The organism is Geobacillus jurassicus NBRC 107829 (genome assembly GCF_001544315.1).
Taxonomy (GTDB): Bacteria; Bacillota; Bacilli; order Bacillales; family Anoxybacillaceae; genus Geobacillus; species Geobacillus jurassicus.
The window spans coordinates 18,496-35,489 of record NZ_BCQG01000007.1 but is presented as its reverse complement, the minus strand read 5'-3'; the positions used below and the strand labels follow the sequence as shown (position 1 = coordinate 35,489).

Here is a 16,994-nt window from a genome sequence, read left to right as displayed (position 1 = left end):
GATGCCAATAACGCGATGTTAACTTTGTCACACTTGGCGGCATTGTCACAAATTCGTCAAACGAACGAACAAATATTCTTTCGTATGGTATAATGGGGAAAACGATAAAAGTTTGAGGGGATTTCGTTGCGGTACTCGAGTCATGTCATTGCCTCATTGTGTCTCGGAGCGGCGGCGTCCGCGCATACGGGGTTGCCGTTTACTGCCGCCTATACGGCGGGGCTTGTCATCGGCAGCCTTCTTCCTGACATTGATGAGCCGTCATCATACGTCGGCCGCCGTTCATTCGGCGTCGCTGGCAAAGTGAAAGAAGCGTTCGGCCATCGCGGCATGACGCATTCACTCATCGTCTGGGGCGCGCTCGCCGCGCTTGTTTGGCGCGATTCGGCGTCGCTGTTTTCGGCCGGATTGGCGCTTGGGTATTTGTTTCATATTCTCGAAGACTTTTTTTCTGTCCAAGGGGTGCCGTTGTTTTGGCCGTTTTCTTTCAAGCGGTGGAAAGTGCCGCTCTACCGGACGGGAAAGGGGATGGAAACAGTGCTTGTGTACGCCGCGTTGGCCGGTTTTATTTACCTCGGTGTTAACGGATTATTTCGCGAGTGGTGGCGGTCGCTGCCGTTTGGTTGGTGATGCCCGCCGATTTCGGCGCGGTGGCTCTTGAAAGGAAAAAGGGAAAAATGGGGACGGCGGCGAATACATATAAGAGAAGGGACAAAATCGACAAGGGGGAGAGGAAGATGAGCGAACAATATCCGGTGCTCCCTGGTGCGGAGCCGTTTTATGCCGAAAACGGGCCGGTTGGGGTGCTGCTCGTGCACGGGTTCACCGGCACGCCCCACAGCATGCGCCCGCTCGCCGAGGCATACGCGAAAGCCGGCTACACGGTCTGCCTGCCGCGCCTAAAAGGGCACGGAACGCATTATGAAGACATGGAGCGGACGACGTTTGACGACTGGATCGCCTCGGTTGAAGAAGGATACGAGTGGCTGAAGCAGCGGTGCAACACGATTTTTGTCACCGGGCTGTCGATGGGCGGGACGCTCACGCTGCATCTTGCGGAACATCATCCAGACATCCGGGGCATCGTGCTGGTGAATGCCGCCATCGATATTCCGGCCATCCGAGCTGGTCTGGCGGGCGGGGGCGAGCTGCCGAGATATCTCGATTCGATCGGTTCGGACTTGAAAAATCCGGATGTGAAAGAGCTGGCATATGAGAAAACGCCGACCGCTTCCCTTCTTCAGCTGGCCGCGCTGATGGAACAGACAAAAGCGAAACTCGATCGCATCGTCTGCCCGGCGTTGATTTTTGTTTCCGACGAAGACCACGTCGTGCCGCCCGCGAATGCCCAATTGATTTGGGACGGCATTCGTTCAGCCGAAAAAGAGATCATCCGGCTCTCGAACAGCTACCATGTGGCCACGCTCGACTACGACCAGCCAGTCATTATCGAGCGATCGCTCCAGTTTTTTGCCAAACATGCCGGATAGATGAATTCGTTGGCGCCCCATCCTGCCGAAAAATCAGGGTGGGTTGTTTCTGTTTTCACTTTATTTTTCTGAAAAAATGTATGGCTGTTTTACGCTGATTATTCTAAACTATTAACATAAAGAAAAACCATTGCTTCGATAAAGGAGCTCCTTTGATGAAGATCGAAAATGTCTCGTCACTTGTTCAAGAAAAACGAATCATTGAAGCGCTAAAGGAAGTCCGACCGCTTCTTGAAACGATGGGAATGTTCGAATGGCGCCGGGTGCTTTCCCGTTGGGAGACGCCGGAGCCGTTTCGCGCACTTGTCCGATTGTTTGATTATGCCTTGATGTATCGTCATAGCGGGCTTGTCGCGCGGTATGCCCACCGCAAGTTCAACACGCTGCAGACGCTCGCTTGGGTGTGCGACGAGTGGCTCGAGAACCGCCGGCCGCTCGATGTCGAAGAGGCGCTCACCCCGCGCCTTTTGGAAGCGCTCGAAGGCCGTGTGGAGGAGCCGAGGGAATCGATCGCCCGGGCGGCGTTTGCGTTGGTGCGCGCCTTGTTGGATATGCAGCGGGTGGATGAGGCGCGCCGGTGGATGGACGTTGTGGCCCGCTATGAGACGATGCCGATGCATGACAAATGGGGCTATTTTTACATCGAGACCGGCGACCGGAAGCAGGCGGAACCAATCATCCGCGCCGGGCTCGATGACCCGGAGCGCGGCGACATGTGCTATTTGTTGCTTGCGGATTTGTATGCTCTTGACGGCCGCCATCACGAGGCGCTCGCTGTGTTGGAGGAAGGCAGGCGGCGCTTTCCGCAAGTGCCGGCGTTTTACGCTGAGCGCGTGCGCCGCCTGCGCGATGTGCGCGCCTACCGCGAGGCGCTCGCGGCGATGGATGAACTCGACCGCCTGAATCCGCTTCATATGCATCGCCGTTATTTCGCCCATTTGCGCGCTGAACTGTATTACCAGCTTGACGAATGGGAGAAGCTTGAATCGCTTGTGAAAGCTGAGCCGCAGCTTGAAAAAACGCCGTACGCCCACGCACTTGGGCGGCAAAGTGAACGGGCGGTGGTGCTGCCGCTTGTGCCGGTCGTGCAAAAGCACAACTATTGCGTGCCGGCGAGCTTGGAAATGATGCTCCGCCTGCTTGGCTCTCCCCGCACGCAAGACGAAGTGGCCGAACATATTTTTGATGTGCGAGGGTCGAAGCTGTCGACGACCGTTCACTATTTGGAAGAGCTCGGCTTTGTTTGCCGCTTTTTCATTGGTTCGCCGCCGCGCTGGAAGCGGCTGATTGACGAGGGTGTTCCGGTGCTGTTGAGCGTTGATTACGAACAGTCATCACACGTGCAAGTGCTGTTTGGCTATGACGAACGGCTCGAGGCGTTTTATGTGCAAGACCCGAATCTATTCGATCCGTTTGTCGTTTCAGAGGACGAGCTCAAAAAATGGTATGCCGGGACGCATTATTTGTCGATTGTTGCGTTTCCTCGGGAAAAAGCGGCGCTCGCCGCTGAGCTTCCAGAAGAGGAAGACCGCTATTTCCGCGAGTTGCACGCGTTGGCCGAAAAGATGGATGAAGATGAACAGGCGCATTTCGCCGCGTTTGTCGCCTTTTTGCGCAGGCATGAACACATCCCGTACACATGGCTGTATGTCATGAAGCATTTTGGCAGCGATGAGGCGAAGCCGCTTGTGTTGGAGTATACTAAGCGCGTCTTGAGCGAGTATCCCGAGCATAACGACTTGTTGCTTATGGCGGCAAAAGCGTACGTCTACGCCCAAGAAATGGAGCGGGCTGAGGACGTGCTCAAGCGGGTGAAAGGAAAGGGGCAAAGCCCGATCTACCATTATTTGCGCGGCCGCATCGCCTTTTTTGCCAGCTGCTACGAAGAGGCGGCCCGCTATTTCCGCGCCTCGCTCCAGTTGGACACGGATCAGCCGGAAGTGTGGAGCTATTTTGGGCTCGCCTCGGCGTACGCCGGCCATATCGAAAAAGGGCTCGTCTCTTCGCGTGTGGCGATCAGCCTGTATCCGGGCGATTTGTTTATCGAAACGAACCATGGCGTGCTTTTGTTCCACGCGAAGCGGTTCGCCGAAGCGCGCGACTGGTTTGATCGTCTTGTGCGCCGCGAGCGGAGGGATGCCCAGCTTTGGTATGAGCGGGCCCGCTGCGACATGGAGCTCGGCCGCCGGCGCAAGGCGGAACGCGGCTTTTGCGTCGCGAAAGCGCTCGATCCACAGGAACCGTACCCGTATTTGATGCTTGCCGATTTGTATCATGACGACGGCGACTGGGAAAAGGCGAAGGCGGCGTTGGAAGAGGGGCTGGCCGCCGCTTGGCGGTTGGCGCCGCTTTACGTCCGCCTTGGCGATCTCTATATGGAGGAAGGAGAGGCGGAAAGAGCAGCGGCTTGCTACGAAGAAGCGATCCGCCATGACCGTGATGATGTGTTTGCCCACCTCGGCTTGGCGGCTGCCCTCGCGGAGCGCGGGGATGCGGAAGCGGCTCGCCGGTATGTAGTCAAGCAGCGCGTCCGTTTTGCCAACAACAGCGAATATTGGCTCAATGCGGGAAAATGGCTGATCGCCCACGGTTTCGCGGATGAGGAGGAAGGACGCGAAACGGCGCTGTCATGGTTGGAGAAAGGGCTGCGCCTTGCCGAGTTTGATGCCGAAGAAGCGTACGAGTTTTACATCGATCAGCTGACAACGCCAGCTCTTCTCGAGCGCGGCCGGGCGTTTTTAGAGCAGCTTGTCTCGGCTCGCCCGAAACTCGCTTCGGCCCATTCCGCTCTCGGCGTCCTTTATGAGCGGCAAGGACGGCCGTCCAAGGCCATGAGTGTTTACCGGGAAGCCGCCGCAATGAGCCATTCGCTTTCACTCTTCCGGTTGGCGGAGCTGTGCGCCTCGCTCGGACGCTACCAAGAGGCGAAACAACATTATGAGGCGTGTCTCAAAGCCGATCCGTCGTTTGCCCTCTGCCATTTTCGCTTGGCTGCTCTATATGAGGCGGAAGGAAACGAAGAGCGGCAGCACGTGCATTTGCTTCAGGCGGTCCGCCTTGCCCCGCTGCGTGTGGACATCGAACAGCTTGCCGAGATGGCAGAGCCTTCCGCGCTGCTTCGGGCCTTGGCCGATGCTCGTCCGCATGCGGGAGAGGTGTGGTATTACGACAGCCTCGGGTATGTATATGGAGCGCTCGGACGCCGCGATCAAGAAAAGGCGGCGGTCGAGAAGGCGCTTGCCCTTGCGCCGGACCATCATGAAGTGCTCCGCCATTGGGCGATGGTGCTCATCTGGGAAGGGCGCAAAAAAGAGGCGGCCAACCTGCTGGAACAGTTGGTGGTGCGCCATCCCGACGATGAATTGTTGTATCCCTTGTACGTCGCCCTTTTTCCAAAAACGATGCGCGGCTTAGGAAAGCTTCGTCACCGGTTGGAGCGGCTAAGGGCAAGCCGCGAGGAGAAAAGCGTTATTTATCGGAACGCGGCCGCTGCTCTCCTTCCGTATTTGGGAGAGGAACAGAACGAAAACGACGGGCCGGTGCGATGGTGGACAAAAGCGAAGGAATGGGTTGGAAGGTTTTCCTTGTTTTCTATCGTCATTGATTTGTATGAGGAGGCGATCCGTCTCGACCGCGGCAATGCGGAAGCCTATGGGCAGCTCGCTCGCCTTTATGCGGCGATCGAGCTGGAGGATGATGCCGTCAAAACGTGGCGCAAAGCGCTCGTCCGCGTTTGGGATCCTCCATTGGCGCGTGAATTCGTCGAACACTTGTTGACGGCCGACGATGTCCAAAAGCGTCAAGAAGCGCAAAGGTGGCTTGACCGGCTGCTGGCTGATGAACCGGACGATGTTGAATTGCGCATGTGGCAGGCGATCATTTGGCTTCGGGAGGGGCAACAGAAGAAAGCCGAGCGGCAGCTGCAGGCGATTGTTGCCGAAGAGCCGCTTGCGCGCGGGGCGCTCATGTTGCTTGGCGAACAGTATATGGAAACAGGGCGCTATCAGGAAGCGGCGGCGCTTTGGGAGCGCTACGCTGATTGGTATCCTGAGGATGAAGAGCTCAATATGCAGCTTGCGGCTGCCTACGAAGCGGCCGGGCACATCGAGCGGGCGCTGGCTGCAATTGAACGGTGCGCCCATGCGACCGAAGATGTTCGCCTTCGCTACGAACGAGCCCGCTACCTCGCGCTGCTTGGGCGCTTCGATGAGGCGAAACAAGAGCTTGAGGCGGCGTTAGCGGCCGATGAAAGCGGAGAGCTTGCCATGTTGGCGGCTGACGAGCCGGCGTTTCATCGCTTGGAGCGGATGTGATCAATTGTTGCTTTTCTTTTGATGGAAAGTTTGCTATCGTATGAGAAGAGAAGATGGACGGGGGCAAAAGGAGGTGGACGGGACGCATGGAAGCGCCTATCGATTTGCTTGTGTATATGTCGCTTGTCGGCGCGTTGTGGATCATCATGAAAGGGTATATGGGTGCACAGCGGACGGCGAGATCTTTGTTTTACGAGCCGGCATTGGCCTCAGTTCGCGAGCGGGAGGCGGGAGGAGGCGCCGAACGAGCGGCGCTTCCATGGCGCCCGCTGTTTTTGCCGCAGCGGCGGAAAATTCCGGTCCGGGAACGGGCAAGCCGGGCAGATGAGGATGGAAGGCCCTTTCATTTATATGGAACGGCATGATTTCGCTACATGATGAAGGAGGGCTTTTCATGAAAAAATGGTTATTTGTGCTGCTTAGTGCAGCCTTGCTTCTTTCCGGCTGCAACCGCAACGAACCGATCGATGAACATAGCCAAGGCATTTGGAACCATTATTTTGTCTACCCGATGTCAAAGCTCCTTTTGACGCTTGGCCATTGGTTTGGCGACAACTACGGCATCGCGATTATCGTGCTGACGCTCATCGTCCGGTTTTGCTTGCTGCCGCTCATTTTGAAGCAGTTCCGCGCTTCGATCGCCATGCAAAAACTGCGCCCGGAGCTTATGAAGCTGCAAGAAAAATATAAAAGCAAAGACCCGGAAACGCAGCGCAAGCTCCAGCAAGAAATGATGCAGCTGTATCAAAAACACGGCGTCAACCCGGCGAGCGGCTGCCTGCCGGTGCTCATTCAAATGCCGATTTTTATGGCGCTCTATTACGCGATTTCGCGGACGCAGGAAATTAAAACGCATTCATTCTTATGGGTCGAGCTCGGCCATCGCGATCCGTATTTCATTTTGCCGGTGTTGGCGGCGTTGACGACGTTCATTTCGCTCCGCCTGTCGCCGTCGATGACGGAGGAGCAACTGCCGCAAATGGCGATGATGTCGTACATCATGCCGGTGATGATTTTTATCGGCGCCAGCTCCGTTCCGTCGGCGCTGTCGCTCTATTGGGTCGTCGGCGGCTGCTTCTCGATCATCCAGTCGCTCATTTTGCGTGCCCAAATGAAGGCGGCCAAAGCGGCGGAAAACAGCTAAAACGCCATCAAAAATCCCCTGCCTGCTTTGCCAATGAAGAGCAGGCAGGGGACTGTTTTTGGTTCCGGCCTATTCCAGAGAACTTTACGGGATCTTGTTGACTTGATTGAGTTGAAAATCATTAAACGGCACCCAACGGAGCGGCTCGGTGTAACTGATCATGCGAATCCGGCATCGCTCTTTGTTCGCCTCGGTTTGAATGACGACATCATATTGCTCGTGGCCGGTTTTTTTCATCGATATGATGCGAAAGTGGACTGGATGGGGCAAAGACTCGATTTCAGCGACCGCCTTTCGGTCGGACTCGATGTTCACTTCATTCGTTTCAATATGGTTGAGCCTGCTTTGCAGCTGATATTTGAGCCACGTTGTGGAATGGCCGGTCGATACGATGAGCAGCATAACAAGGAACGCCCCTGCGTAAACAAGCATAAGTGTCTTTCGCGAAAATTTGTTCAGGAAGACGACGGACAAAATGACGGCAATAAGCACGAGCAAAAACAGGAGATTGAAAAAAAGGGGGATCATACATCATACCTTCTTTCTGTCTTTTGGCGAATCAACCATTCTATCGACTATTGGACCATAGAACCGGCATGTTTGTAAATGATTGTAATAACAAACCGGCGAAAAGATGAATCTGGGATACTTGATAGTTGAGCAGATACAAAACACAAAATCGATGCAAAAAGGGGTATTTTATGTATAATTTTTCTGTCAATGATAACAATAAAGGAAAAATTTTTACTTACAGTTCTTTAATATTATCTATAATCTTCTTTATTTATGCACTAGGTACATTAATAGTAGGGCCAAATGATCATGTTGCTTGGTTTAACACATTATATAGAGGCTTCTTAGGGGTTATTTTTGGTGCTATTTTTTTAATAACATTTAGAAGTAATTCAGAAAAGAAAATAAACATTTTTAGAAAAGTTGTGTGGTTAGGTATCGTCTTAGTTATTTTGTTTTTCTTATTTGTCGTTTTTATCTATCTAGTCTTCATATTTGGTTAATGAATACAATGAAGCAAATGGTGTGAAAGAATACTGGATGGTCGACCCAAGCAATCGGACGATTGAAGTGCTTGGTTTGGAAGACGGGCGTTTTCAAAAGCGGGCTGTATTCGGCCCAGAGGATGTGTTGACGTCTTTTTTGTATCCGGATTTGGAGATTCCGCTTGCCGAGATTTTGACGGTTGAGGTAGAGTAAAAGCAAACGATGGCGAAAGTTTCGTAGAAGAAGGGGAGACGTTGGATGAACAAAGCACTCATTAACATCGATTACACCTTTGATTTTATCGCTGACGACGGCGCGCTCACATGCGGGAAGCCCGGTCAGGCGATTGAAAAAGAGCTCGTGCGGGTGACGAAACAGTTTATTGACAACGGTGATTTTGTCGTCTTTGCCATTGACAAGCATGCGGCGGGAGATCCCTATCATCCGGAAGCAAAGCTGTTTCCCCCGCATAACATTGAAGGGACAGAGGGACGAAAGCTGTACGGGGAGCTCGAGGCGGTGTATCAGGCGAACAAGCATAAAGACAATGTGTATTGGATGGACAAAACGCGCTACAGCGCGTTCGCCGGGACTGATTTGGAGCTGAAATTGCGCGAGAGAGGCATCACTGAAGTGCATTTGGTCGGCTGCTGCACCGATATTTGCGTCCTTCATACGGCGGTCGATGCGTACAACAAAGGATTTCGCATCGTCGTCCACCGGCGGGCGGTGGCGAGCTTCGACGCGGTCGGGCACGAATGGGCGCTCCGCCATTTTCGCCATACGCTAGGCGCAGAAATAGTGGAATAATGGAGAAAACGTGATAGAATAGACGATGAACGTTCTTTTCGATTCGGCGGCGCAGTCATTCGTGTGTTGGAGGTTGCAAATTCATGAACGAAAAATATGCCGATGACAGTTTGATGCTTCATACGGACTTATATCAAATCAACATGGTCGAGACGTATTGGGAAGACGGCATGCATGAGCGCCGCGCCGTGTTTGAGGTGTTTTTCCGCAAGCTGCCGTTTGGCAACGGCTATGCGGTGTTCGCTGGGCTTGAGCGCGTCATTCAGTTTTTGCAACAGTTCCGTTTTTCCGACAGCGACATCGACTATTTGCGGCATGAGCTTGGCTACCGTGATGACTTTTTAGACTATTTGCGGACGCTTCGCTTCACCGGCACGGTCCGTTCGATGCGCGAAGGGGAAATCGTGTTCGCCAACGAGCCGATCATGCGCATTGAGGCGCCGCTTGCGGAGGCGCAGCTCATCGAAACCGCCATTTTAAACATCATCAATTTTCAGACGCTCATCGCCACGAAAGCGTCGCGCATTAAGCATATTCTCGGGGACGAGCCGGCCTTGGAGTTCGGCAGCCGGCGGGCGCAGGAGATGGATGCGGCGCTATGGGGCGCGCGCGCGGCGTATATCGGCGGGATTGAGGCGACATCAAACGTGCGCGCTGGGAAGCTGTTTGGCATTCCGGTCGCCGGGACGCACGCCCATTCGATGATTCAAGCGTATCAGGATGAATATGTCGCGTTTTTGAAATATGCACGCCGCCATAAAGACTGCGTATTTCTTGTCGATACGTACGATACATTGAAATCGGGAGTGCCAAACGCCATTCGCGTCGCTAAGGAGCTGGGCGACCAAATCAACTTTATCGGCATCCGCATCGACAGCGGCGACCTCGCCTATTTGTCAAAAGAAGCGCGGAAAATGCTCGATGAAGCTGGATTTCCGAACGCGAAAATTTTCGCCTCGAACGATCTGGACGAAGATACGATTTTAAACTTGAAATCGCAAGGGGCAAAAATTGATGTGTGGGGAATCGGCACGAAATTGATCACCGCATATGATCAGCCGGCGTTAGGCGCCGTTTATAAAATGGTGGCGATTGAAAATGAAAACGGCGAGATGATCGACACGATCAAAATCAGCGGCAATCCGGAAAAAGTGACGACCCCGGGGCTGAAGCGGGTGTATCGCATCGTCAATAAAATCAATCAAAAAGCGGAAGGCGACTACATCGCTTTGGAAAGCGAAAATCCGCAGCAAGAAGAGCGGCTGAAAATGTTCCATCCGGTTTATACCTTTATCAGCAAATTCGTCACCAATTTTGAAGCGCGCGACTTGCATGTGACGATCTTCGACAACGGCCGGCTCGTGTATACGCCGCCCCCGCTTCGGGACATTCAGGCGTATGCGAAAGAAAGTTTGCGCCTGTTTTGGGAGGAGTACAAACGGACGCTCAATCCAGAGCAATATCCCGTCGATTTGAGCCAAGCGTGTTGGGACAATAAGATGGAAAACATCCGCAAAGTGAAAGAAACGATCGCGCGCATGCCGACGAAAGAGTAAACATCCGCCACTCTGCGGACAAGCCCGGAAGGGGCGAAAAGGAAAGGCGAACGAATGGCGGGGTGCATATGGCGCTCCCGACAACTCTCAAGGCGGGAAATGGATGAAGCCGATGCGCTGTCAGGAGAAGGTGTCCCATGGCGAGATGGGACACCTTTCCGTTCATGGCTGTGTTTTTTTGCTTGGCAGCTGTTTGTCCAGTTCGTCAACGAGCATGGTGAAATGGCGCAAGACGCGCTTGATCGGTTCAGGGTTTGTCATATCAACCCCGGCTCGCTTTAGCAGGCGGATCGGGTCATCGGATGCGCCGGAGCGCAAAAACTGTTTGTACCGCTTCACTGCTTCGCCGCTTTTGTCGTTTTTGATGTCGCTCACGATGGCGTACGAGGCGGCGAGGGAGGTCGCGTATTTGTAGACGTAAAAGGCGTCATAAAAATGCGGGATGCGCAGCCAGCCGCGCGCGGCGCCGGGATCAGCGGCGTACTCGGGGCCGTAATACGTTTTCAGCAGGCGAAGCCATAGTTGGTTCAGTTCGTCCGCCGTCAAGCTGCCGCCTTGGCGCACTTTGTCATGAATCATCCGCTCAAATTCGGAATACATCACTTGTATGTACAATGTGCCGCGGATTTGTTCGATTTGTTCCATCAGCAGGCGGAGCTTTTCATCCTTTGTTTTCGCTTGCTTATACAAGTAATCGAGCATCAGCCATTCGTTCGCTGTCGAGGCGACTTCAGCGGTGAAAATCGAATGGCCGGAATAATGGTACGGCTGCGCGCGGTTCGTGTATACGGAATGCATGGCGTGTCCGAGCTCATGCGCCATCGTCAACACGCCATCAAGCGAACCGTTGTAATTGAGCAAAATGAACGGATGGGTGTCATACGCTCCCGTGTTGTAGCCGCCGGTATATTTTTTTGGGCGCGGGTAGACATCAAGCCATCGTTCTTGAAACGCTCGGTGCACCTGTTTGATATAGTCGGCGCCGAGCGGCTTGAGCCCTTCCAAAATCAACGTCTTCGCTGTTTCGACCGGAATCGGCTTCATTGTTTCACCGACAAGCGGTACGTACAAGTCATAGCTATGGACGCGGTCAAGCCCGAGCGCACGCCGCCGCAGTTCGACATAGCGGTGCAGCGCCGGCAAATGGCGGCGGACGGCGGTGATCAAGTTGTCGAACACTTCCTTCGGCACATCGTCGGCGGCAAGCGCGGCGGCGAGGCCGGATGGATAGCGGCGCACGCTCGCGTACAGCTCATCCGTTTTGACGGAGGCGTACAGCGTCGCCGCGGCGGTCTGCTCGAGCGCCTCATAGCTTTTCGCTTTCGCTTCAAACGCCGCCTTCCGGTAACGGCGGTCCGGATGTTGGAGTGCGGTAGCGTACCGGTCATCGGTCAGCGTCACTGTTTTTCCGTCCGGCGTGCGTATGGACGGCGGCTCGTAATCGCCGCGGGCGGCGTGGTCATAAATGTTTTCCGCTTCGCCGAGCGCCGGCGCGAGCTTAGCGAGCAGCTGTTCCTCACGTTTCGTTAGGGTATGCGGCTTTTGTTCGCGCAACTCATTAAAGTAATAGCGATACGCCTTCAGCGGTTTGCTTTTTTGGAGCTTCCTGAGCGTCCGCTCTGGGAGGGCGAGCAGCTCCGGTTCGATGAACGCTGTTTTCGCCGCGTATCGGGCGGCGAGCGTTTCCACCTTGGCGCCAAGGCGGGCCGCCGCTTCGTCTTCAATGTTGAGGTCGCGCTTTAGGCGGGCGTAAAGCGACAGTTTTTCCAGCTTGCGGGCCGTTTGTTCGTTTAGGGCGAACAGCTGGGCGATCGTCTTTGCATCGTCAAGCTTCCCTTCAAACGCCGCCAGTTTCGGCAAGGCGTTTTGCACCGCCTTATAGTCGCGCATCCATTCGTGTTCGGATGGGTAAATGTCGGCCACATTCCATTCATATGCGGTTTCGGCGGCGAATGTTTGCCATGGGGCAGCAAGGAGAAACACCGCCAAGAGACCAACGAGCCGGCGCTTCATGTCATCACGTCCTTTCCGTTTTTTCCTCTTGTTGGTAGTATGCGCAAACGGAACGCTTTTAGCCAAAAAAGAAAGGGAGACGATCAATGGAACGAATTCGTTTAGCGGACGGTTTGACTTTTTCCCGCCTTATTCACGGCTGTTGGCGGCTTGCGGACTGGGGCTATTCCCGCGAGCAGCTGCTGTCGCTCATTGAATTTTGTCTTGAGCGCGGTATTACGACGTTTGACCATGCTGATATTTACGGCAACTACACATGCGAATCGCGCTTTGGCGAAGCGTTGGCGTTAAAGCCGAGCTTGCGCGCCCGGATCGAGATCGTGACGAAATGCGGCATCAAGCTGCCATCGAAGTACGGGATGAAATTATACGATACAAGCAAAAATCATATCATCGCTTCGGTTGAGCAATCCCTTCGACACTTCCATACCGATTATATTGATGTATTGCTTATCCACCGCCCGGATCCGTTTATGAACCCGGAAGAGGTGGCCGAGGCGTTTCTCCAACTCAAGCAGGATGGAAAAGTGCGCTATTTTGGCGTTTCCAACTTTAAACGTTCGCACTGGGACATGTTGCAATCGTATTTGCCCTTTCCGCTTGTCACCAACCAAATCGAAGTATCGGCGTACCGGCTTGAAAACTTCGAAGACGGCACGCTTGACCTTTGCCTCGAGAAGCGGGTGCCGCCGATGGTGTGGTCGCCGCTCGCCGGCGGGGCGGTGTTTTCCGCGAATGACGAGCGGGCCGTGCGGCTGCGCGGCGCGCTTGAACAGGTGCGAGAAGAACTCGGCGCCGAGACGATCGATGAGGTGCTGTACGCATGGCTTCTTGTTCATCCGGCGCGGATGATGCCGATTGTCGGCTCGGGAAAACGAGAGCGCATTGAGCGGGCGGTGCGGGCGTTGTCGCTTCCGCTTTCCCGCGAGCAATGGTTCGCCATTTTGCAAAGCTCCATGGGGCATGATGTGCCGTAAGGGGAGAGGACGATGAAAGTCATTATCGCGGAAAAGCCGGACCAAGCGGCGACGCTCGCCTCTATTTTTCCGCATCAAAAGCGGCAAGGATATATCGAAATTAAGCCGAACGACTTGTTTCCCGACGGGGCGTATATGACATGGGCGATCGGACATTTGTTCCAACTCGCCCCGCCCGAGCGATACCGCCCCGAGTGGAAGCGGTGGACGCTTAACACGCTGCCGATCATCCCGGAACGGTTCGAGTATGAGATCGAAAAAGCGAAGGCGAAACAGTTCAAGGTTGTGAAAGAATTGCTGCGAAAGCCGGAAGTGACGGAAATTATCCACGCCGGCGATGCGGGGCGCGAAGGGGAGCTGATCGTGCGCAACCTCATCCGCATGAGCGGCGTGAACAAGCCGATGAAGCGGCTTTGGCTGTCGTCCTTGACCCCGAAGGCGATCGAGGAAGGGTTCCGCCGCCTGCTTGATGAGCGGACGACGCGCCCGCTCTATGAGGAAGCGTACGCCCGCGCTTGCGCCGACTGGCTTGTCGGTATGAACGCTTCGCGTGTGTACAGCCTCTTGCTGAAGGAGCGCGGGATGAACGACGTCTTTTCTGTCGGGCGCGTGCAGACGCCGACATTGGCGCTGATCGTTCGACGTGAACGGGAAATCGAACAGTTCCGCCCCGAGCCGTTTTGGGAAGTCGTCGCTTCGTTTGTCATCGGCGACAAGCGCTATGAAGGAAAATGGACGGATGAAGACGGGCAGACGCGCCTCAAAGATGAGGCGATGGCGAAAAACATCGCCGCCTTTTGCCAAGGAAAACGAGCGGAAGTCGCCGACATCCGCACGGAGCGGAAAACGTATCAGCCGCCGCTGTTGTTCAACTTGTCGACGCTGCAGGCGACAGCAAACAAGTTGTACCGCTTCTCTCCGAAAAAGACGCTTGACGTGCTGCAATCGCTCTACCAAAAAGGAATTGTTTCGTATCCACGTTCCGATTCGATGCATGTGACGAGAGGGGAAGCGGAAACGTTTCCGGTTATTTTGCAAAAACTGTCATCGTTTCCGGTGTACGCGTCGTATTTTCCTCTGCCGAACTCATCGATTTTACAAAATAAACGTTATGTAAACGAGAAAAAAGTGACCGACCATTACGCGATCATTCCGACCGAGCAAGTCGTTGACCCGGAGAAGCTGTCGGCCGATGAGCGGAAAGTGTACGATTTAGTCGTCCGCCGTTTGCTTGCCGCCCACCACCGCCCAGCGGTCATCGATTATACGACCGTCACGACGCACGTTGATGGCCGGGCCCGCTTCGTTTCGAAAGGAAGACAGGTCATCGAGGAAGGATGGCGCGCGGTCATCCGCCCGCATGAGGAGGAGAAAGACGCTGTGCTCCCGTCGCTTGAGCGAGGTGAGGCAGGTGAAGTGGCCGCTGTAAGGGTGAAAGAAGGAAAAACCGAGCCGCCGAAACGGTATACGGAAGGCGAACTCATCACCTTGATGAAAACAGCGGGAAAATTTTTGGACGATGAAGAACTGGAGAAAGTGCTCGCCAAAACGGAGGGGCTCGGCACGGAGGCGACAAGGGCGGCGATCATTACGATGTTAAAAGAGCGGAAGTATATTGAGGTGAAAAACAATCTTGTGTATGCGACTGACAAGGCGAAAGTGTTGATCGAGGCGCTTGGCGGCACGATTCTCTCCTCGCCGGAAATGACAGCGAAATGGGAGCAGCGCCTAAGCGAAATCGGCGAAGGGAACGCCTCGCCAGCCGCGTTTATGGAACAGGTGAAAAAGTTGGCGCAAAAAGTCGTCGTTGACGCCATCGCCGCCGCGCCAAATTGGAATTTCAATGGGCTGGACACCGCCTCGATCCAGCGGGCGAAAGCGAAAAAAACAATAGGAGAGAAGCTCGGTCCGTGCCCGCTTTGCGGCGGTACGGTCGTCGACAAAGGAGTGTTGTACGGCTGCGACCAGTACGGGAAAACGAACTGTTCGTTTACGATTTCCAAACGCATTCTCGGCAAAACGATTTCGGCGGCGAATGTGAAAAAGCTGCTCTCGCAAGGGAAAACGAACGTCATCAAAGGATTCAAAAAAGGCGAGAAAACGTTTGATGCCGCGCTTGTTTGGGACGGGGACGAGAAGAAGCTGTCGTTTCAGTTTCCAAAACGGTGAGTCCTTTATCAATCAGGAGCGCCATTGGCTAAACGAAGGTGTCCCCGAAGGCAATGGGACACCTTTTCGTATGGCCATGCACAGTCGACCGCCCAACGAGAAAACGATGTTCGGAAGCTGTTTTTTGCTGTTTGCCAAGCTAGGTTTGCGATTCGTGAAAGAGCGGGCCGGGGAGGGTCTTCGGGCCGTTTTCGTAATTGGTGATTGTCCACATGATCGTATCCCCTTTCGCTCATTCATACTAAAATTATACACGAAATGGAAACAAAGCGGAAACATCAATAAACTATAATTTTATTATGTAAACAAATGAGCGATCGCCCCAACATTAGGTTACGGATGGGGCGGACGCCGGCACACGCCGATGCGGGCAGGGCGGTCTGGATAATCGGTGAACAGGCCGTCAATGCCGATTGCGCATAGGCGCGCGAGATCGCGCGGTTCGTTGACGGTGTAGATGTGGACGATAAGCCCTAGGCTATGGGCGGTACGCACCCACTCTTTAGTCGCGAGTGAAATCGGCAAGCCGATGCCATCGGCATAGACCGCGATTCGCTGCAATAGCTTGACCGGATCGCTATGGCACGCTTCATTTTCCCCGACGAGTTGAATGAGCGCAATGCCGCGTGGGATCATCACCTTTAGCGCTTGCAAGCTTTCCGGGTGAAACGATTGAAACATGGCGCGGCCTGGCTGCAAATAGCCTTTCTTTTGCAATAGGCGGACGACGGCTGCTTCGATGCCGGGCTGCTTTGTTTCAATGTATAAAGGGGTTTGGATATGTTCCGTTTTTAACATGTTGACCACTTCGTCAAGTGTCGGAATCCGTTCAGCGGCAAAACGCCCATCAAACCAAGATCCGGCGTCAAGCCCCTTCAGCTCGTTGAGCGAAAAGTCGCTGACCCGCCATGGAGCGCGGTTCGGGTAGATGCTTTCGGCGTTCGTCGTTCGGGCAAGGGTGGTGTCATGGATAGCGATCATCTTTTGGTCTTTTGTCATTTGCACATCGATTTCTATATAGCCCGCGTGCATGCGGGCAGCGAGGCGATAGGATGACAGTGTATGCTCGGGCGCATGCCCGGAAGCGCCGCGATGGGCGATGATGATCGGTTCAGAGGTGACGGACGGCTGTGAAGCAGTTGAAGCAGCGAGGCCGAGCGGCAGCCATAACAAAAACAACACATAAAGCCATCGATGGAGGGCGGCGGTTCGGCGCAACGTTGTTCCCCTTTCTGTTTTGGATCATACCATGTGCAGATGAAGAGGGTGTAAAAAGTAGAGAAAGACACGGCAAAATGTATTTGTATTGTGCCGCGTGCGGCAAAATGATATTCGTTTTTGCGCATAAAGAGCCGATTCATGCCGCATACTGTAAATGGCAACAAAACGTTGGGCTATAGCCAAGCGGTAAGGCAACGGACTTTGACTCCGTGATGCGCTGGTTCGAATCCAGCTAGCCCAGCTGAACGGTCGGCCAATCCGGAGGGCTTTGGAACGGCGAAAACGGCCTCCGTCTTTTCGGA

Annotated in this window: 12 protein-coding genes, 1 tRNA gene and 1 pseudogene; 11 read left to right on the top strand and 3 right to left on the bottom strand. The window is 54.3% G+C overall.

The window, feature by feature from the left end:
* Positions 1–126: 126 nt before the first annotated feature.
* The 5 genes from GJ1_RS03335 to yidC all read left to right on the top strand — a co-directional run bounded on the left by GJ1_RS03335 (position 127) and on the right by yidC (position 6,947).
* Complete coding sequence (locus GJ1_RS03335; protein ID WP_066228455.1) at positions 127–630, top strand: metal-dependent hydrolase; 504 nt, start codon at positions 127–129, stop codon at positions 628–630.
* Between the two features lie 107 nt (positions 631–737).
* Positions 738–1,490: an alpha/beta hydrolase gene (locus tag GJ1_RS03330; RefSeq protein WP_066228454.1), complete on the top strand. Its 753-nt coding sequence runs from the start codon at positions 738–740 to the stop codon at positions 1,488–1,490.
* 155 nt (positions 1,491–1,645) lie between these two features.
* Positions 1,646–5,803 (top strand): bacteriocin-processing peptidase family protein, encoded by a 4,158-nt coding sequence (locus GJ1_RS03325; protein WP_066228452.1) that lies wholly within the window; start codon positions 1,646–1,648, stop codon positions 5,801–5,803.
* An 86-nt stretch (positions 5,804–5,889) separates the two neighbouring features.
* Complete coding sequence (locus GJ1_RS03320; RefSeq protein ID WP_066228450.1) at positions 5,890–6,168, top strand: hypothetical protein; 279 nt, start codon at positions 5,890–5,892, stop codon at positions 6,166–6,168.
* A 29-nt stretch (positions 6,169–6,197) separates the two neighbouring features.
* Complete coding sequence (yidC, locus tag GJ1_RS03315) at positions 6,198–6,947, top strand: membrane protein insertase YidC (RefSeq protein ID WP_066228447.1); 750 nt, start codon at positions 6,198–6,200, stop codon at positions 6,945–6,947.
* Between the two features lie 84 nt (positions 6,948–7,031).
* Here yidC and GJ1_RS03310 read toward each other — a convergent pair whose 3' ends face one another.
* Complete coding sequence (locus GJ1_RS03310; RefSeq protein ID WP_066228444.1) at positions 7,032–7,475, bottom strand: hypothetical protein; 444 nt, start codon at positions 7,473–7,475, stop codon at positions 7,032–7,034.
* Between the two features lie 477 nt (positions 7,476–7,952).
* Between GJ1_RS03310 and GJ1_RS17555 the strand changes: the two are divergent.
* From GJ1_RS17555 to GJ1_RS03295, 3 genes and pseudogenes are all read left to right on the top strand, one after another.
* A pseudogene (locus GJ1_RS17555) lies at positions 7,953–8,159 on the top strand (Uma2 family endonuclease); the annotation flags it as partial.
* 45 nt (positions 8,160–8,204) lie between these two features.
* Positions 8,205–8,756 carry a cysteine hydrolase family protein gene (locus GJ1_RS03300; protein ID WP_066228439.1) on the top strand — a complete coding sequence of 184 codons (552 nt, stop codon included), beginning with the start codon at positions 8,205–8,207 and terminating at the stop codon, positions 8,754–8,756.
* Positions 8,757–8,839: 83 nt separating this feature from the next.
* Positions 8,840–10,312 carry a nicotinate phosphoribosyltransferase gene (locus GJ1_RS03295; protein ID WP_066228436.1) on the top strand — a complete coding sequence of 491 codons (1,473 nt, stop codon included), beginning with the start codon at positions 8,840–8,842 and terminating at the stop codon, positions 10,310–10,312.
* Positions 10,313–10,474: 162 nt separating this feature from the next.
* On the opposite strand, the gene pepF is transcribed toward GJ1_RS03295, so the two are convergent.
* Positions 10,475–12,325, bottom strand: coding sequence for an oligoendopeptidase F (gene pepF / locus GJ1_RS03290; RefSeq protein ID WP_066228432.1), 1,851 nt, complete (start codon positions 12,323–12,325; stop codon positions 10,475–10,477).
* Between the two features lie 86 nt (positions 12,326–12,411).
* Between pepF and GJ1_RS03285 the strand changes: the two genes are divergently transcribed.
* Together GJ1_RS03285 and GJ1_RS03280 are read left to right on the top strand one after the other, a co-directional pair.
* A complete protein-coding gene (locus GJ1_RS03285) occupies positions 12,412–13,302 on the top strand; it encodes an aldo/keto reductase (protein ID WP_066228429.1) in 891 nt (296 codons plus the stop codon).
* A 12-nt stretch (positions 13,303–13,314) separates the two neighbouring features.
* Positions 13,315–15,471: a DNA topoisomerase III gene (locus GJ1_RS03280; RefSeq protein WP_066228426.1), complete on the top strand. Its 2,157-nt coding sequence runs from the start codon at positions 13,315–13,317 to the stop codon at positions 15,469–15,471.
* Positions 15,472–15,804: 333 nt separating this feature from the next.
* Here GJ1_RS03280 and GJ1_RS03270 read toward each other — a convergent pair whose 3' ends face one another.
* Positions 15,805–16,689: a glycerophosphodiester phosphodiesterase family protein gene (locus GJ1_RS03270; protein ID WP_066228420.1), complete on the bottom strand. Its 885-nt coding sequence runs from the start codon at positions 16,687–16,689 to the stop codon at positions 15,805–15,807.
* Between the two features lie 172 nt (positions 16,690–16,861).
* Here GJ1_RS03270 and GJ1_RS03265 point away from each other — a divergent pair.
* Positions 16,862–16,933, top strand: a tRNA-Gln gene (locus tag GJ1_RS03265).
* The last annotated feature ends 61 nt before the right edge of the window (positions 16,934–16,994 follow it).